Raw genomic sequence first — 14,938 nt, forward strand, 5'->3', positions numbered from 1 at the left:
TCTTCCCCCGTCATCCCAGCGAACGCCGGGATCGCGTGCCGCTGGCGCAGTGCTTGATTGAGAGCGCCCCCAGCTTTCGCTGGGGCGACGAGCTGGGAGGTTCGTCGTGATCATCGGCCTGGGCTCCGACCTCTGCAATATCGAGCGGATCCAAAATTCGCTCGACCGCTATGGCGGGCGCTTCCTCCAGCGCGTCTTCACCGAGGTCGAGCGGGCCAAGGCCGCCCGTCGTCCGCACACCATCGCCGGTACCTTGGCCAAGCGCTTCGCGGCAAAAGAGGCGTTTTCCAAGGCGGTGGGCACCGGCTTCAAGGCCGGCGTGTTCATGAAGGACATCGGCGTGGTCAACGCCCCTTCCGGCGCGCCGACCCTGGCGCTGACCGGCGGCGCAAAAACCCGGCTGGAAAGCATGGTTCCGGCTGGCCATGAGGCCGTCATTCACCTAACGCTCACGGACGATCACCCATGGGCCCAGGCCTTCGTGATCATCGAAGCCCGTCCCCTCCCCCAATCCTGATTCGAGTTCTGCGCCCTCACCATGGCAGAAGACCTTCCCCAGACCTCCGCACCTGAAAACACGCCTGCCAAGGCGGCCGAGAAGGAAAAGGTCAACTGGCTGCAGGAATTGCGCGGGCTGGCGCTGATGCTGCTGGGCGTGCTGGCGTTCCACTCGCTGATCGCCAAGCCGTTCTACATCCCGTCGATCTCGATGATGCCGAACCTGCTGGTGGGCGACCGGCTGGTGGTTTCCAAGTATCCCTATGGCTGGAACTGGTCGTCAATCAGCTTCCACCTGCTGCCGCGCAGCACCTGGCATATCTTCGAACGCACGCCCGAATATGGCGACATCGTGATCGTCGTGCCCGGCAACCGCACGGCCGACCTGATCAAGCGCGTGGTCGCGCGGCCGGGAGACCGGATCGCGGTGATCGACGGCCGCATCCGCCTGAACGGCACCTTCGTCCCGCGTGAGATGGAGCCGCCGGTGCGCATTCCCGCTGACGATTCGCTACGCTGCGAAGGCGATGCCGAGCCCGGCCACTGCTATGATGGCTTCGAACAGTTCCGCACCCGCCTGCCCAGCGGCAAGGAAGTGTACGAATTGCCGACCTATCGTGAAACCTTGCCCAACGGTGCCAGTTACGATGTGATCGACTACATCGATCAGGAGCTGGACAATTATCCGGAGATCAAGGTGCCCGAAGGCCATGTGTTCCTGATGGGCGACGACCGCGACCGCTCGGCGGACAGCCGCGCCCCGTTCGAACTGGACATGTTCGGCCAGCCCAGCGGTGGGCTTGGCGGCCCGGTGCCGCTGACCAATATCGGCGGCCGCGCCGAATTCATCACCTTCTCGCTGGACGGCACCCAGACCTGGAACCCGCTGAGCTGGTGGCGGGCCCTGCGTGAGGGCCGTGCCTTCTCCAGCCTGCGCCCGCCCGTCGATCCCGCCAAGGCCTGGAAGTGAGCGGACCGGGTCACTCCTCGCCCCCGGAAGGGACCGTCCCCCTTGAGGAGCGCACCGGGCCGACCGACATTGCCGACCCGCTGATCCGCACAGAGGCGCGCAAGGCCTTCGTGTGGATCGGCATGGCCGCGCTTTTCGCGCTGGTCGTGTTCCTGTCGCAATCGTTGCTGGTGATCTTCGGCGGCGTGGTGGTTGCCGCGCTGATCGACGGCGGCGCCCGCCTGCTTGGCAAAGTGCTGAAGATCCCGCGCGGCTGGCGCGTGGCGCTGGTGCTGTTGCTGGCGCTGGCCTTCGTGATCTGGATGGGCGATTTCGCCGGCAGCCAGATCGCCGCGCAGGCCGCGGAACTTCCCGCTACCCTGGAAAGCCAGTTCCATCGCGGCGCCGTCTGGCTGGAAAGCCACGGTTTCGGGCTGCGCGTCACCGACATGCGCTCGCTCGCCAAGGAGGCGGTCAGCGGCGTGGGCGGCGGCATCGGGCAAGTCACGCGCATGGTCGGCGGCCTGATCGGCGGGCTCACCACGCTGTTCCTGATACTGGTGCTGGGCATCTACTTCGCGCTCGAACCGCTGCTGTACCGGCGCGGGGTGGGCTGGATGCTGCCCCACGACCGCCGTGAACATTTCGAGGAAACGGCAGGGATCATGGGCCAGGCCTTGCGCCGCCTGCTGCTCGGCCGCGTGATCGGCATGACGGTGGAAGGCCTGTTCACCTGGGTCATGCTGGAAATCTACGGCGTGCCGATGGCGACCCTGCTGGCGCTGATCACCGGCCTGCTGGCCTTCCTGCCCAACATCGGCGCGCCGATTTCGGGCCTGCTGATGATCCTTGTCGGCTTTTCCGGCAGCTATGAGATGGGGCTCTACACGATCTTCGTCTACGCCTTGATCCATCTGATCGACGGCTACCTGATCGTGCCGGTCATCGCCCGCAAGGCGGTGGACCTGCCGCCCGCGCTGGTGCTGGCGGCGCAGCTGATCATGGGCGTGCTGTTCGGCCTGTTGGGGCTGGCACTGGCCGATCCGCTGGTGGCGATGATCAAGATCTGGCTGGAACGCCAGGCCCAGCTGAACGACGATCTCGCCCCCGCTTCCCCGGAGCACGTGACCTCTCTATGAGGGCCGTCCATTCGCGAAGAGGACGGCCTTGATGGCAGACGGCACAGTGATCACCACCGGCGCGCTCGAATACCGGGACGCATTGCCGGAAACGGGCGGCGCATTGCTCGGGCTCGACCTGGGCACCCAGACTATCGGCACCGCCTTCTGCGACGCCGGCTGGCGCTTCGCCTCGCCCGGCAAGACGCTGAAACGCGGCAAGTTCGGCGCGGACAAGGTGCTGCTGGAAGAACTGATCCGCGAACGATCGATCAAGGGCCTGGTCATCGGCCTGCCGCTCAACATGGACGGCTCCGAAGGCCCCCGTTCGCAATCGAGCCGCGCCTATGCCCGCAACCTTGCCGCGCTGGGCCTGCCGATTCTGCTGTGGGACGAACGCTGGTCCACCAGCGGCGCGGAACGCGGGCTGATCGAACAGGACATGAGCCGGGCCAAGCGCGCCACCCGCATCGATTCCGCCGCCGCCGCCGTAATCCTGCAAGGCGCGATCGATGCGCTGGCCGGCGGGATGTTCTAAGCTCTCATTCCGGCGACCGGTTGGTTTCGAAGCGCAGTTCGCCGATGTCGCCGCGATGGCGCCAAGCGAACCACGCCGCCCCCGCCGCGAGCATCAATGTCACGACTGCCACGGCAATCATGACGAAAATACGCGCCGGCCATGCGCTCCACCAAATCGCGATCCCGCCCGCTGCCCCACAAAGCAGCACGGTCATCGCTCCGCTCCAGTCCGCCCCCTGACGATTGACCGCCCGCGCACGGCCAGTGGTTTGCACTCCGAATACGCCGAGCATCATGATGAAGTAGGCGGCATTACAATAGGGGTGCAATGGCTGCGCCAAGTCTGGCTTCTGCCAAACGACAAGCGACAACATCAGCCAGGCCCCGAGCCCCATCCCGGTTGCCGCCCTTGCGACTCTGCGAAGCCATCGGCGCAGTCGCGGCCGCGTTGGCACCTTCACGTCCCGGTGCGCCGCGCTTTGGCTTCCTGCTCCACCAAGCGGCTGCCGGATCGTTCCGCAGCTGCCCAAACAGCATCGCGCGCATCAAGATCGTCCGCCTGCGCCGCCAGCGCCTGCCAGGCGACCAGCCGCATGCGGTCGCTGGGGTGGGTCCGGCCGAAGCGAAAGGCAAGGTCCGCCGCCTCTTCCCCGCCCAGCGCCACCGCCACGCGCAGGAAGCTCTCCGAAGGGCCGTGGCCCAGCAGGTCGGTAATCTCACCCCGGGTAACATCGAAGGCATGCCGACTTTCCCAGCCTTGCGTCGGGTCGGTGTGAACAAGGTCCAGCGATACCGAAAGCGCCTCCGGCGGTTGGCGCAGCAGCACGTCGCGCCGAGCGCGGTAGTGGACCATGCGCCCTTCGTCGAGCGGCCCGCGGCCCACCAGACGCAGTTCCACCCGCTCTCCCGCGTGGCCGATCACCGCTTCGGCGCCGTATTCGTAGTCCTCGCCCAGATAGCCGGGGCCGAAATAGCCGAGCGAGAGCACGTCGCCCGCGAAATCGTGCGCTTCGCCATAGCCGCAAGCGATCGGGCCGCTGGCGCGATAGACGGCCTCTCTCGGCGACGGCCAGATGCGCGCCCGGATCGAAAAGTTGCCGCGTCCGGGCGGCACCAGCATTACCGTTTGCGGGCCGCCCGTGGCCAGGCCTTCGGCATCGGCGGGCACCGAAGCCAGCCCCGCAAGCAGGTCGACCAGAACATCGCCCAGAAACAGGCGATCGTTGCCCAACCGCTGCAGCCAGTTGGCCGCGTGCGAGAGGCTGACTTCGTCGTCCGGATCGAATCCCCAGGTCGCCAGCGCCTCGGTGCATTCGGCCAGCGAAGCCTCGGTTGGATCGCGCCGTGTCATTACCCGCGCCATTGCGCCACCTTTTCCAGTTCGGGCCATTCGGCCAGCAAGTCCCGCAGGACCCCCGCGGCGGCGGCCGCCAGCGCCGGCTCGTCGCCATCGGCAAGCTCGCCCAGCAGCACCAGGCCGGCCCGGGTATCCAGCGCCAGCACCGCCCGCAGAGCCGACCAGCGCAGCGAGGGCGCGGATGAACCCGAAACGATCCGCCCCAGCGCAGGCACCGCGTCTCGGCGGCCTTGCGCCGCCAGCACCGCGACCGCCAGTTCCAGCCGGCTATCTTCCGCCCGCCCCGCCGCCCGGTGCAGCAAGGTGCCATCCTCAAAGGCGAATTCGCACACGGGATCGTCATCATCCAGACGGCGCTGAAGGCGCAGGACCACCAGCGCGCCTTGCGCGGAGCGTACTTCCATCGCCTCTCTTCGCCCGTCACGGCGCAGCACGGTCCCCTCTGCCAAGGCAATGTCCTGCCGAAGGACCTCGCCCGGCCGCGAGAGATCGCGCAGGCACGCTTCGGCCATGCCCGTTCCGGTCAGAACCCGCACCCAAGTCTCGACCGGCGCGAATTCCGCGCTGTGCGGCGTCGGCCGCGCCGCCAGCGCTGCCCCGTCATGCACGGTTACGGCAAGGCTGACGCCCTTTTCCCGCGCGAGCAGCAGCGTGTGAGCCGTCTTTCGGCGGGCATTGCGCAGCGGCAATTGCCCCAGCGGATTTTCGCGAAGTGCCGGCACCACGGCATCGACAAGGGCGCCCACCAAGTGTGCGGCGGATGATCCGTCCTCGCCGAAAAGATCCGCCAGCGCCGGGCAATCGTCGATCGGCGCGCCATCGGCAAAGCGCCCCAGTGCCGCCAGCATCGGCGCAGTCCCTTCATCGGCGCGCCAGGTCCTGACGACAGCGGCCAACCGGCGCTGGCCGGACTCCCAATCCATCCCATTCATTTCGAAACCTGTCATTCCCCGCTCTTCGACCCGTCTTTCATGCGCCGGGATGGAAGGGGTAAAGACAGTCGAGCAGTTCGGCGCGGTTATCGTCCAGCGAATACCGCCGCGCGGCATCGGCAGACACGCCGAACAAACCGGTCAGATCGCCGAATTCGGGTATCCGGGAGATGTCGATGCGAGGCAGGATGGGTATCGGAAAATCCGTCTGCTGCACAATGTTCCCCTTGGCATGATAGGCCACCGCCGTTCGCACGAAAATGCCGCAGGCTATCGGGCAGCGTGAATTAATTCCTTGCAATTATAAATGCATAATTAACTTTGAATAACCCGCTATTCAAGCCGGCTTCGCGCAAAAACCGCCCCTCTTCCGATCGCGGCGGCCAAGGTGAACTACCTATTGCGGCGCCAGCAGGACGATGACCAGCGCGCGCTCCTCGGCGTCCTCGCGATGTTTGCCGAGCACGCCGCGCGCGGCATCGGCGCGGGCGCGATCAAGCACGGCGGGGGACACGCCGGCGTCATGCAGCACCAGATCGGCCGAGCCGAGCAGGCGCGCCTCACGCAGCGTCAAGTCTTCCGGATCGTGGCTGCGCAGCCTTATTTCGACGCGCCCGCCAGCCTCCATCCCCGCGCCTGCCAACCAGCTCTCGACATGGGCAGCGGAAGTCGCACTCAATGGGTCCAGCACCGCGCCCGAACCCAACGCGGCATCGAGTGCGCGGCGACGATCACCCGCGTCGGGAAAGCGGGCGCGCAAGGCTGCGCGCGCCGTATAAAGCGCATCGGCCAATTGCCCCAGCGAGGCAGGCAGCAGCGCTTCGAGGCGTAGCCGAAGCTGCTTTGCCAAACCGGCCGAAGCCCCGCCCGTGCCGATCGCGATCAGAACGGGCGAACGGTCCAGCACCGAAGGCACGGTAAAATCGCATAGCGCCGGCCGGTCGACGACATTGACCAGCAGCCCCGCCTGCCGCGCCCGCCGGGCATCGGCTTCGGCTGCAGCGGCATCCTGATGCGCGACGAAAGCGAGCCGGGCGCCGGCACGGCAACCCGCCTCCAGATCGTCAAACGGCACGGCCCCGGCGCGCAGGACCAGCCGCCGCTTCGCCTCCGCCGCCTCGCCCGTGCCAAGCACGATCACCGGGCTGTCGGCGACGCGGTGGAACAGGGGCAGGCTGACGATCATGTCGGCGATCCTAGCCCTGTCGAAGCGGCGCGCAACCGCTCACCCCTGCTTCAGCCACTCCGGCACGGTTTCGGCAGCCAGGATCGTCGCCGGCTCGATACGCTCGGCCACGATCGCCCACTTGTCGCCGTCGACCATGACCTCGGGCACCAGCGCCCGGCTGTTGTACGTGTTCGCCATCGTCGCACCGTAAGCGCCGGCGGTGCGGAAGATCGCCAGATCGCCGGCGGCGACCTCATCGATCTCGCGGCCCATCGCAAAGGTGTCGGAGCTTTCGCAGATGGGGCCGACGATGTTGGCGGTGATCGTCTTGCCGCTAGGCTTCACTGCCGCGAAGTCATGCCAGGCATCGTACATCGCGGGACGGGCAAGGTCGTTCATCGCGGCGTCGACCACCACGAACGGGTTCACCGTGCCCTGCTTCACGCGCACGACTTCGGTGACGAGCACGCCCGAATTGCCGGTGATCACGCGGCCGGGTTCGAACATCAGCGTCACGCCCCAGTCCTTGGCGACCGAGGCGACCATCGCGCCGTAATCCTCGGGCGTCGGCAGCACATCACTTGCCTTGTAAGGCACGCCAAGGCCACCGCCGAGGTCCATGTGGGTAACCTTGTGCCCCGCCGCGCGGATCTCCTCCATCAGCGCGCCCATCTTGATGAAGGCCTGACGCGAAGGTTCGAGGTCGGAAATCTGGCTGCCGATGTGCACGGCAAGCCCGCGCATATCGAGGCCGGGCAGCGCCGAAAGCCGCGCATAGATGCCGGCCGCGCTGTCGTAGGAAACGCCGAACTTGTTCTCCGCCTTGCCGGTGGAGATCTTGGCATGGGTACGCGCGTCGACATCCGGGTTCACGCGAAGCGCACAAGCGGCGACCAGCCCCAGTTCCGCCGCGATTTCCGCGAGTTCGACACCCTCCTCCTCGCTTTCGAGGTTGAACTGGCCGATCCCCGCCTTCACCGCCGCCGTCAGTTCGCGGCGCGTCTTACCGACCCCGGAGAACACCACGTCCGCCGCCGGAACGCCGGCGGCCAGCGCGCGGTTCATCTCGCCTTCCGAAACCACGTCCGCCCCATAGCCCTCGTTCGCCAGCAGGCGCAGCACGGCAAGGTTGGGGTTGGACTTCACGGCGAAGGCGATGTGCACGCTGGGCAGCGCGGACAGCGCGGCGCGGAAAACGCGCGCATGGCGGCTGAGCGTCGCGCGCGAATAGACGTAGACGGGCGTGCCGACTTCGGCGGCAATGGCGGCCAGCGAGACGTCTTCGGCGAAAAGCTCGCCGTTGTTCAGGGCAAAATGGTCCATGGTGTACTCGGCGTCAGGTGTTCATTCGGGCGGCGGCAGATCGTAGGGATCGTCCTGCCGTTCCTCGGAGCGGGTGCGCAGTTCCACGCTGCGTTCGGGGATGGCCAGCGTGGGCGGCGTCAGCAATTCCGCCGCCTTGGGCTGCACCGCGCGCCCAAAAGGCGCGGCCGGCAACTGCTCGCCCTGTTTGACCGTCAGCTGCGCGCGCTGCCCGCAGCCCGCCAGCGTGGCGGCAAGGACCGGTAACAGGATCAGGGCGGCAGTCTTGCGCATCAAGCTCACTCCAGACCGAGCGCGAGCCGGGCTTCGGCCACGCGCAGGCGTACCTGATCGGGCGCGGTGCCACCGTGCGACTTGCGCGCGGCAACCGAAGCCTCGACCGAGAGCGCCTTGAATACGCGCTCGTCGATGCGGCTGTCGATGGCCTTGAGGTCTTCCAGCGGCAATTGATCGAGCGCGACGCCGCGCTGCTCGGCCAGCTTCACCGCAGAACCGGTGATGTGGTGCGCCTCGCGGAAGGGAATGTTGCCTTCGCGCACCAGCCAGTCGGCCAGATCGGTGGCGGTGGCGAAGCCGAGTTCGGCGGCGCCGCGCATGCGATCAGTGCGGAAGCGGGTCTCGGCGACCATGCCGGTCATCGCAGCGATGGAGAGCGCCAGCAGGCTGGCGGCTTCGAATACCGGCGGCTTGTCGTCCTGCATGTCCTTCGAATAGGCGAGCGGCAGGCCCTTCATGGTGATCATCAGGCTGGTCAGGCAGCCGACGATCCGGCCCGAATGGCCGCGCACCAGTTCCGCCGCGTCCGGATTCTTCTTCTGCGGCATGATCGAGCTGCCGGTGGACAGCGAATCGGGCAGCGCCACGAATCCGAAGGGCTGGCTGGCCCAGATGATGAACTCTTCAGCCAGGCGCGAGAGATGCAGCGAGCACTGGCTGGCCGCCATCAGGTAATCGAGCGCGAAGTCGCGGTCCGACACCGAATCGAGGCTGTTGTCGGTCGGCGCGTCGAAGCCGAGCGCCTGCGCGGTCATGTGCCGGTCGATCGGGAAGCCGGTGCCGGCCAGCGCCGCCGCGCCTAGCGGGCTGCGGTTCATGCGCTTGCGCGCATCGGCAAAGCGCGAACGGTCCCGCCCGATCATCTCGTAATAGGCCATCAGGTGATGGCCCAGCGTCACCGGCTGCGCGGTCTGCAGGTGGGTGAAGCCCGGCATGATCGAATCGGCATGTTCGCCGGCGCGGATCACCAGCGCCTTCTGCAGCGCATCGAGGCCGGCATCGGCCTGATCCATCGCATCGCGGACCCAGAGGCGGAAATCGGTCGCCACCTGATCGTTGCGCGAACGGGCCGTGTGCAGGCGGCCTGCCGCCGCGCCGATCAGTTCGGCAAGGCGACCCTCGGTGGTCATGTGGATGTCTTCGAGGTCCCAGTTTTCGGGCACGCCGCTGGCTTCGTACTCGGCGGCGACCGTATCGAGACTATCGCGGATCGACACGGCATCGGCCTCAGTCACCACGCCGCAGGCCGCCAGCATCGCGACGTGCGCCTTGCTGGCCGCGATGTCCTGCCGCCAGAGCGCCTTGTCGAAGGGGATCGAGGCATTTATCTCGCGCATGATCGCCGACGGTCCTTCCGCGAACCGTCCGCCCCACATCTGGTTGGAGCCTGCCCCCTTGCTGTCGTCCACTTCGCTCAAGTCGCTTGTCCTGTGTTCACTGGCGGGGGCGTCGGCCCTCATGATCGCGGGTTGCGATAGGCAAAGCGGGAAGGAGGCGCAACCGCAGGCTACGGAATCCACCGCTCAGGCGCCGAAATCCAACGAAAAGCTGGACCGTTCGCACAAGGGCGAGCCGATCCCCGACGTGACCCTGGTGGACAATACGGGGGAGAGCCTCGACCTCACTTCGCTCAAGGGCAAGCCGCTGCTGGTGAACCTATGGGCCACCTGGTGCGCGCCCTGCATCGCCGAGATGCCGACGCTGAACGAACTGGCCGCCAATCCCGATTCGCCGGTGCAGATCCTGCCGATCTCCGAAGACACGGCGGACATGGGCAAAGTCGTGGAGATCCTCCACCGCCGCAAGCTGGACCATATCGAACCCTGGCAGGACGAGCATGGCGATCTTGGCTTCCAATACGGCGGAAACCTGCCGATCACGATCCTGTTCGACAGTCAGGGCAAGGAAGTCTGGCGTTTCGTCGGCGGCAACGACTGGACCAGCGACGAAGCGAAGAAGCTGATCGCAGAGGCCAAGTAAGGATTGGAGCGCGGCGGCCGGGCAGCTTGCCCGCCGCCGCCTTGCATGAGAGACTGCATCTTCATCGAAGGAGCGCCCTCATGCGAAACTTCCTGGGACGCGATCCCGCAGTGACGGTGATGTTCGCCGCGGCAATGCTGCTGATGCTTTTGATGGGCACAGCGGCGGTCCTCATTGTGACTGTCGGCCCGGCATTTATTGGGCTGGCGAAGATCGCGATACTGCTGACCGGCGCTTTCGCGGTGGCCGGCATCGGGTTCGGGCTGTGCCGCACGTTGCGCGGCCGAACGGCCCGCACCTGATCGTCAGGCGCGATGCGGTCCGAACAGGATCACGGCCGCGCCGACAAGACATAAAGCGACCCCGCCCAGGTCCCACCGATCGGGCCGGACGCCTTCCGCCACCCAAAGCCATAGCAGCGCAATCGTGATGTAGATGCCGCCGTAAGCCGCATAGGCGCGGCCGGCCTGCGAACTGTCCACCAGCGTCAGCAGCCAGGCGAACAGCACCAGCGATCCACATCCCGGCACCAGCCACCACGGCGATTTCTCCATGCGGAGCCATGCCCAGAACGAAAAGCACCCGGCAATCTCCGCCAGCGCCGCGCCGAAGTAGATGAGAATCGATTGCATCTGGTCTGCCTAGCGCGGCGGCTCCCCCGCGTCTTCCCCGTAAAGCTCAGGCCGGCAGCGATATTTCGCCCAGTTTCGATCCTGCCGTTGGGTAGCCCTGCGGCACCTGATCGGTGAACCAGATCAGCCGTCCATGCGCGGTGTCGGGATCGATGGCGAAGCGCGTGGCGGTGTCGCCGATCAGCGGCAGGCCGCGCGCGCGGAGGGTTCGGGCGGTCGCCTCCGCATCGCGGACTTTGAAGACGAGATGGTAGAGGCCCTTCACATCGCGGGCATGGGCCGCGATGGCTGAGCCTTCGCGGCCTTCGAGCGCTTCCAGAACCGTATCGCCCATGGCGAAGGCCGCGCAGCGGGCCTCGGGCAAGTCGCGTGTTCCGATCTCCGGCCATTCCAGCTTTTCCGCGAAAAGCGCGCGGGCCTCTTCCAGCGAGGGTGTCGACAGGCCGATAGCCTGAAGCCCCTCGATCCCCAGCGGATGGTCGGCGGCAGGCCGCCATGCGGGATCGCGTCGCGGATCGCCGGGCATGTCCTGCCGGACGATCTCCAGCCGCATCCCCAGCGCCTGCCCGCGCGGGACGAGGAAGTAGAATGCCTCCATCCCCGGATCGTAATGCCGCTTGAACCCGCGCGCGGCGAACCATGCATCGGCCTCGGCAAGATCGCGGACTTTCAGCGCCACGCCGATCCAGCGATGCGGTGCGGCCGAACGGCGCAGCATGTCGCCCAGCGGATGACCTTCCTGCGCGCCGCGCCCGGCCGGGGCGATGGGGATCAGCATGGTATCGCCGATCATGAGCAGGCTCTCCTCGCGGTCGAGCCCCATTTTCTCGGTTTCCGGCGTGATCAGGATTTCATGCGCGGTGCCTGCCCCGAACACCTCGCGAAAGAAGGCGTCGCAGGCCGGCCGCTGGTCGTTATCAGCCAGCGACCAGCTTACGTGGACCAGCGGAAACTGCATGTTCCGGCCGGAAATCCTAGTACTTTTCCGGGGAGCCGGTGCCCATGAACTTGGCAAGGTTCATGTGCAGCGATGCCACCGATCGCTCCATGTAGGGATTGGGCTGCGCGCCTCGGAAACCGACGTTTTTCATGCCCTGCTGGACCGCCGCCATGTTGGCGAAGTCCTGCTGCAGCACCGGCGGCCAATCGGCAGGCGGGGTATAATCCCACTCCGTCTCGGGCGCCTCGCCCTCGGGCCAGAGTTCGTAGACGGCGGCTTCGAAGATGCACTTGTCCGGATCGGTGCCGTAAGGCCGGGCCTGATAGCAAAGCATGTTGTTGACCGCGTGGCCGATCTGGAAATTCGGGAAGATCTGCCAGGCCGTGCCTGCCTGCGCGGTGTGCTGCGGATCGACTTGCGCCCAGACCACGCCGCGCTCCGCGTCTTCCTTGCGCGCGGTACCGATCCAATAGGCCGAGACTTCCGCCGCCGGAGTGCCTTCGGGCAGTTCGTCCTTCAGGCGGTTGGCGACGCCGACCAGCGTCATCGTCGTGTTGGTATTGGCATTGGCCCAGGTGAAATTCTGCATTTCCGCCGTGGTCAGGCGCGGATCCTCACCGGCGCCGAGGCGGAGTTTTCCGGAGTCCTCCTCCTGCCCCTTCGGCGCGTCATAGCCGATGTTGGAATGGAGCCCCTGATTGCGGGCCCAGCCGCGAAACTGGCCGAATTCCATGAATTCCGGGTGCGTGGTGGCGACGTGGTAGGTCTCGCAAAAGGCCTCCATCGCGACCTTCCAGTTGCATTCGAACACCACCCACTTGCGCCAGCGCGGGCGCATGTTCTGCAGGCCATAGGGATCGAGCATGCCCGCCGCCGGGTGCAGATAGTCGGCCAGCGGCATCGAATCGGGGTCCAGATTGATCCAGATCCACCCGCCCCAGGTGTCGACCTTAACGACACCTAAGTCGGCCCTACCGGCACAGAGTTGCCCCTGCCAGTCCTCCTGATGCTCCAGATAGGTGTTCGCCCCGTCGAGCCCGAAGGTCCAGCCGTGATAGCCGCAGATGAAGCTGCGACGGGTGCCGCGCGCATTGCGTTTTCCGGCCGGGGTATCGACCAGCTTGCGGCCGCGATGCGGGCAGACGTTGTGGAAGGCGTGGATTTCGGTTTCGGAGGCGCGGACCACGATCACCGAATCGTCGATGATGTCGAACGTGATGAAATCGCCCACCTCCGGGATGTCTTCCAGTCGCCCGGCCTGCAGCCAGACCTTGCGCCACAGCCTGTCACGCTCCGCCTTGGCGTAGTCCGGCGAGATGTAGGCCTCGGCCGGGACGCGGACCGGGACGGTCAGGTCCCCGGGAGCCTGCACGATCCTGCCTTCTTCACCCATCGCTCTTTTCCCAAATTGCTATCGCGCCGATTTGCGGCCGTTATCCCATTATTCGCACGCCAGGCCAATCGCCGTGGCGCTACCCGCCGTCATGCCGGTGCGTATTTGCGGCTGCCGCGCGGCAAGGTGCCGATGGCAAGGCTGCTGGCCGCCATCGTGCCGATCGCCAGATAGAGGAACATCTCGTAGCTGCCCGTCCGGTCATGGATCAGCGCCGCCACCAAGGGGCCGACCGCCGTGCCGATCGAGAGCGCCGCCAGCACGCCGCCGTAGAGCCCGCCGAAGTTCCTGAGGCCGAAGTGCCGGGTGATCAGGTAGACCACCACGTCGATCTCCGCCCCCAAGGTCAGCCCGATCAGCCCGGAGGCGAGCACCAGCGCCAGAAACGAGGTGCCCGATCCCAGCAGCAAGAGGCAGCCGATCACCGGCAGCATGAACACCGCCGCGCCCACCAGCGAGGCGGGGAAGCGGTCGAGCAGCACGCCCGTCCCCAGCCGCCCGGCCAGCGAGAACCAGCCGACGAACGAGGCGATGGCCGCCGCCGTCATCGCATCCGCGCCCCGGTCCCCCAGGATCGAGACGAAGTGGACGACGATGGCGATGATCGTGAAAGTGAACAGCAGGCTAGCCACGAAGAGGCGGTGGTAGACGCTGGAGCGCAGCCCCTCACCCAATGTCGCGCCCGGAAGGTCGCGCTTGGCAGGCGCCGGTTCCTTGCGATTGCCGCGATCGTGCGCGCCGCGAAAGAACAGGAAAATCACCGGAGCGGCCACCACGAACCACAGCCCGCCGTGCACCGCGAAGGCCATGCGCCAGCCGAAGGTCTTGATCGCCCATGTTCCCAGGATCGGGAACAGCCCCGCCGCAATCGACGCGCCGCAGAGCGTCACCGCCAGCGCCAGTCCGCGCGAAAGTTCGAAGCGCGAAGCCACCGCGCTGGTCCAGACCGAGGCCTGCACCGGCAGCGAAACCATCGCGATCAGGCCCCAGAGCAGATACCACTGCGACAGGCTGGCCCCCACCGTGCCGAGCAACGCGAACGCCACCGTCAACAGCACGATGCCGATCACGCCGAAACGGCGTGGGCCGAAGCGGTCGACCGCAAGGCCGATGAAAATGCCTCCGATAGCCTGCACCAATGTGGCGATGGTCAGCCCGAAGGTCACTTCGGTGCGGCTCCATCCCATCGCTTCGGCCACCGGGCCGATATAGGGCCCGATGCCGTAGATATGGATCACGCTGGTCGCGTAGCCGAGCCCGGCCGCCACCGGCACCAGCCCGAACTGCCGCCACTCGTCTCGTGCTGTTGGCGAAGCCGTCACGTCAGTCACCGTAGGAAAGTTCGACCCGCGTTGCTTCGCCATTGGGGCCCATCGGCGAATCGTATTCGATGCAGGTGCAGACCGGATTGGCGTGGCTGGCGAACAGCTTTTCCTCATCCGCCTTGGTCATCGGCAGGCGCGCGGGATCGCTGATGATCGCCTGCGAGCGTTCGAAATCCTCGCGGCTGTTCCACCAGATTTCCATCACGCAGTCGTAGCCGGGATCGTGCACTTCGCCGGTGATCGGGTTCTTCTCCGGCACCAGATAGCGCCGCACATAACGCACCGCGCCGGGGATCGCCGGCGCCGCGCCCATCTTCTTGGCAAGCTGCGAGTGCTGGTTCTCGTAGTAGTCCATGAACTCGTCCATGGTCATGTCCGGCCGCTTCCTGAAGAAGCATAGCTGTTTGAGCATGATTACCCTCCTTTGACGATCCGGCGCAGCCGGATCGAAGCGGCACCGGCCCGCTCCCCCACCCGACCACCCACGAGTGTATCCTGATGGGAGGTCGGGTGGGGGAGCGGGCCGGT

At 66.4% G+C, this 14,938-nt stretch carries 19 protein-coding genes; 6 read left to right on the forward strand and 13 right to left on the reverse strand.

The window, feature by feature from the left end; translation table 11 throughout:
• Positions 1-106: 106 nt before the first annotated feature.
• From acpS to ruvX, 4 genes are read left to right on the forward strand one after another with little or no spacing between them, the layout of a single operon-like run.
• Positions 107-517, forward strand: a complete 411-nt coding sequence (acpS, locus tag ACZ1JC_RS09215; RefSeq protein WP_465137146.1) for a holo-ACP synthase — start codon at positions 107-109, stop codon at positions 515-517.
• A gap of 21 nt (positions 518-538) precedes the next feature.
• Positions 539-1,468, forward strand: coding sequence for a signal peptidase I (lepB, locus tag ACZ1JC_RS09220; protein WP_465137145.1), 930 nt, complete (start codon positions 539-541; stop codon positions 1,466-1,468).
• Positions 1,465-2,586, forward strand: coding sequence for an AI-2E family transporter (locus ACZ1JC_RS09225; protein ID WP_465137144.1), 1,122 nt, complete (start codon positions 1,465-1,467; stop codon positions 2,584-2,586). The genes lepB and ACZ1JC_RS09225 overlap by 4 nt, the downstream gene beginning before the upstream one ends.
• A 31-nt stretch (positions 2,587-2,617) precedes the next feature.
• Positions 2,618-3,103, forward strand: a complete 486-nt coding sequence (gene ruvX / locus ACZ1JC_RS09230; protein WP_465137143.1) for a Holliday junction resolvase RuvX — start codon at positions 2,618-2,620, stop codon at positions 3,101-3,103.
• A gap of 4 nt (positions 3,104-3,107) precedes the next feature.
• Here ruvX and ACZ1JC_RS09235 read toward each other — a convergent pair whose 3' ends face one another.
• The 8 genes from ACZ1JC_RS09235 to argH form a co-directional block, all read right to left on the reverse strand.
• Positions 3,108-3,458, reverse strand: coding sequence for a hypothetical protein (locus ACZ1JC_RS09235; protein WP_465137142.1), 351 nt, complete (start codon positions 3,456-3,458; stop codon positions 3,108-3,110).
• Between the two features lie 83 nt (positions 3,459-3,541).
• Complete coding sequence (locus ACZ1JC_RS09240; RefSeq protein ID WP_465137141.1) at positions 3,542-4,435, reverse strand: transposase; 894 nt, start codon at positions 4,433-4,435, stop codon at positions 3,542-3,544.
• The gene (locus ACZ1JC_RS09245) at positions 4,435-5,388 is read right to left on the reverse strand and encodes a hypothetical protein (protein ID WP_465137140.1); all 954 of its coding nucleotides are present in this window, start codon (positions 5,386-5,388) and stop codon (positions 4,435-4,437) included. Before ACZ1JC_RS09245 ends, ACZ1JC_RS09240 begins: the two co-directional genes overlap by 1 nt.
• Positions 5,389-5,410: 22 nt before the next feature.
• Positions 5,411-5,590 carry a hypothetical protein gene (locus tag ACZ1JC_RS09250; protein ID WP_465137139.1) on the reverse strand — a complete coding sequence of 60 codons (180 nt, stop codon included), beginning with the start codon at positions 5,588-5,590 and terminating at the stop codon, positions 5,411-5,413.
• Between the two features lie 180 nt (positions 5,591-5,770).
• Positions 5,771-6,559 (reverse strand): precorrin-2 dehydrogenase/sirohydrochlorin ferrochelatase family protein, encoded by a 789-nt coding sequence (locus tag ACZ1JC_RS09255; RefSeq protein ID WP_465137138.1) that lies wholly within the window; start codon positions 6,557-6,559, stop codon positions 5,771-5,773.
• 39 nt (positions 6,560-6,598) lie between these two features.
• The gene (gene lysA / locus ACZ1JC_RS09260) at positions 6,599-7,864 is read right to left on the reverse strand and encodes a diaminopimelate decarboxylase (protein WP_465137137.1); all 1,266 of its coding nucleotides are present in this window, start codon (positions 7,862-7,864) and stop codon (positions 6,599-6,601) included.
• Between the two features lie 21 nt (positions 7,865-7,885).
• Positions 7,886-8,137 carry a hypothetical protein gene (locus ACZ1JC_RS09265; RefSeq protein ID WP_465137136.1) on the reverse strand — a complete coding sequence of 84 codons (252 nt, stop codon included), beginning with the start codon at positions 8,135-8,137 and terminating at the stop codon, positions 7,886-7,888.
• A 5-nt stretch (positions 8,138-8,142) separates the two neighbouring features.
• On the reverse strand, positions 8,143-9,516 hold the full coding sequence (gene argH / locus ACZ1JC_RS09270; RefSeq protein ID WP_465138639.1) for an argininosuccinate lyase: 1,374 nt from the start codon (positions 9,514-9,516) through the stop codon (positions 8,143-8,145).
• An 82-nt stretch (positions 9,517-9,598) separates the two neighbouring features.
• Between argH and ACZ1JC_RS09275 the strand changes: the two genes are divergently transcribed.
• Positions 9,599-10,120, forward strand: a complete 522-nt coding sequence (locus ACZ1JC_RS09275; RefSeq protein ID WP_465137135.1) for a TlpA family protein disulfide reductase — start codon at positions 9,599-9,601, stop codon at positions 10,118-10,120.
• Between the two features lie 80 nt (positions 10,121-10,200).
• Positions 10,201-10,422, forward strand: a complete 222-nt coding sequence (locus ACZ1JC_RS09280) for a hypothetical protein (RefSeq protein ID WP_465137134.1) — start codon at positions 10,201-10,203, stop codon at positions 10,420-10,422.
• 3 nt (positions 10,423-10,425) lie between these two features.
• Here the strand turns inward: ACZ1JC_RS09280 and ACZ1JC_RS09285 are convergent, their stop codons facing one another.
• From ACZ1JC_RS09285 to ACZ1JC_RS09305, 5 genes are all read right to left on the reverse strand, one after another.
• Complete coding sequence (locus ACZ1JC_RS09285) at positions 10,426-10,752, reverse strand: YnfA family protein (RefSeq protein ID WP_465137133.1); 327 nt, start codon at positions 10,750-10,752, stop codon at positions 10,426-10,428.
• Between the two features lie 46 nt (positions 10,753-10,798).
• Complete coding sequence (locus tag ACZ1JC_RS09290) at positions 10,799-11,710, reverse strand: VOC family protein (RefSeq protein ID WP_465137132.1); 912 nt, start codon at positions 11,708-11,710, stop codon at positions 10,799-10,801.
• Between the two features lie 16 nt (positions 11,711-11,726).
• A complete protein-coding gene (locus ACZ1JC_RS09295; RefSeq protein ID WP_465137131.1) occupies positions 11,727-13,085 on the reverse strand; it encodes an aromatic ring-hydroxylating oxygenase subunit alpha in 1,359 nt (452 codons plus the stop codon).
• Positions 13,086-13,174: 89 nt separating this feature from the next.
• Positions 13,175-14,407 carry an MFS transporter gene (locus tag ACZ1JC_RS09300; RefSeq protein WP_465137130.1) on the reverse strand — a complete coding sequence of 411 codons (1,233 nt, stop codon included), beginning with the start codon at positions 14,405-14,407 and terminating at the stop codon, positions 13,175-13,177.
• A gap of 1 nt (position 14,408) precedes the next feature.
• A complete protein-coding gene (locus ACZ1JC_RS09305) occupies positions 14,409-14,822 on the reverse strand; it encodes an EthD domain-containing protein (RefSeq protein WP_465137129.1) in 414 nt (137 codons plus the stop codon).
• Between the last annotated feature and the right edge of the window lie 116 nt (positions 14,823-14,938).

It is taken from the genome of Sphingomonas sp. BL-S-28 (genome assembly GCF_055521515.1).

Coding starts and splice junctions, on each gene's coding strand:
- ruvX (WP_465137143.1), top strand. CDS start 2,618: ATGGCAGACGGCACAGTGATCACCACCGGCGCGCTCGAATACCGGGAC.
- ACZ1JC_RS09235 (WP_465137142.1), bottom strand. CDS start 3,458: ATGTTGTCGCTTGTCGTTTGGCAGAAGCCAGACTTGGCGCAGCCATTG.
- ACZ1JC_RS09255 (WP_465137138.1), bottom strand. CDS start 6,559: ATGATCGTCAGCCTGCCCCTGTTCCACCGCGTCGCCGACAGCCCGGTG.
- ACZ1JC_RS09305 (WP_465137129.1), bottom strand. CDS start 14,822: ATGCTCAAACAGCTATGCTTCTTCAGGAAGCGGCCGGACATGACCATG.
- ACZ1JC_RS09280 (WP_465137134.1), top strand. CDS start 10,201: ATGCGAAACTTCCTGGGACGCGATCCCGCAGTGACGGTGATGTTCGCC.
- lysA (WP_465137137.1), bottom strand. CDS start 7,864: ATGGACCATTTTGCCCTGAACAACGGCGAGCTTTTCGCCGAAGACGTC.
- ACZ1JC_RS09245 (WP_465137140.1), bottom strand. CDS start 5,388: ATGACAGGTTTCGAAATGAATGGGATGGATTGGGAGTCCGGCCAGCGC.
- ACZ1JC_RS09295 (WP_465137131.1), bottom strand. CDS start 13,085: ATGGGTGAAGAAGGCAGGATCGTGCAGGCTCCCGGGGACCTGACCGTC.
- ACZ1JC_RS09265 (WP_465137136.1), bottom strand. CDS start 8,137: ATGCGCAAGACTGCCGCCCTGATCCTGTTACCGGTCCTTGCCGCCACG.
- ACZ1JC_RS09240 (WP_465137141.1), bottom strand. CDS start 4,435: ATGACACGGCGCGATCCAACCGAGGCTTCGCTGGCCGAATGCACCGAG.
- ACZ1JC_RS09275 (WP_465137135.1), top strand. CDS start 9,599: ATGATCGCGGGTTGCGATAGGCAAAGCGGGAAGGAGGCGCAACCGCAG.
- ACZ1JC_RS09285 (WP_465137133.1), bottom strand. CDS start 10,752: ATGCAATCGATTCTCATCTACTTCGGCGCGGCGCTGGCGGAGATTGCC.
- lepB (WP_465137145.1), top strand. CDS start 539: ATGGCAGAAGACCTTCCCCAGACCTCCGCACCTGAAAACACGCCTGCC.
- ACZ1JC_RS09290 (WP_465137132.1), bottom strand. CDS start 11,710: ATGCAGTTTCCGCTGGTCCACGTAAGCTGGTCGCTGGCTGATAACGAC.
- argH (WP_465138639.1), bottom strand. CDS start 9,516: ATGTGGGGCGGACGGTTCGCGGAAGGACCGTCGGCGATCATGCGCGAG.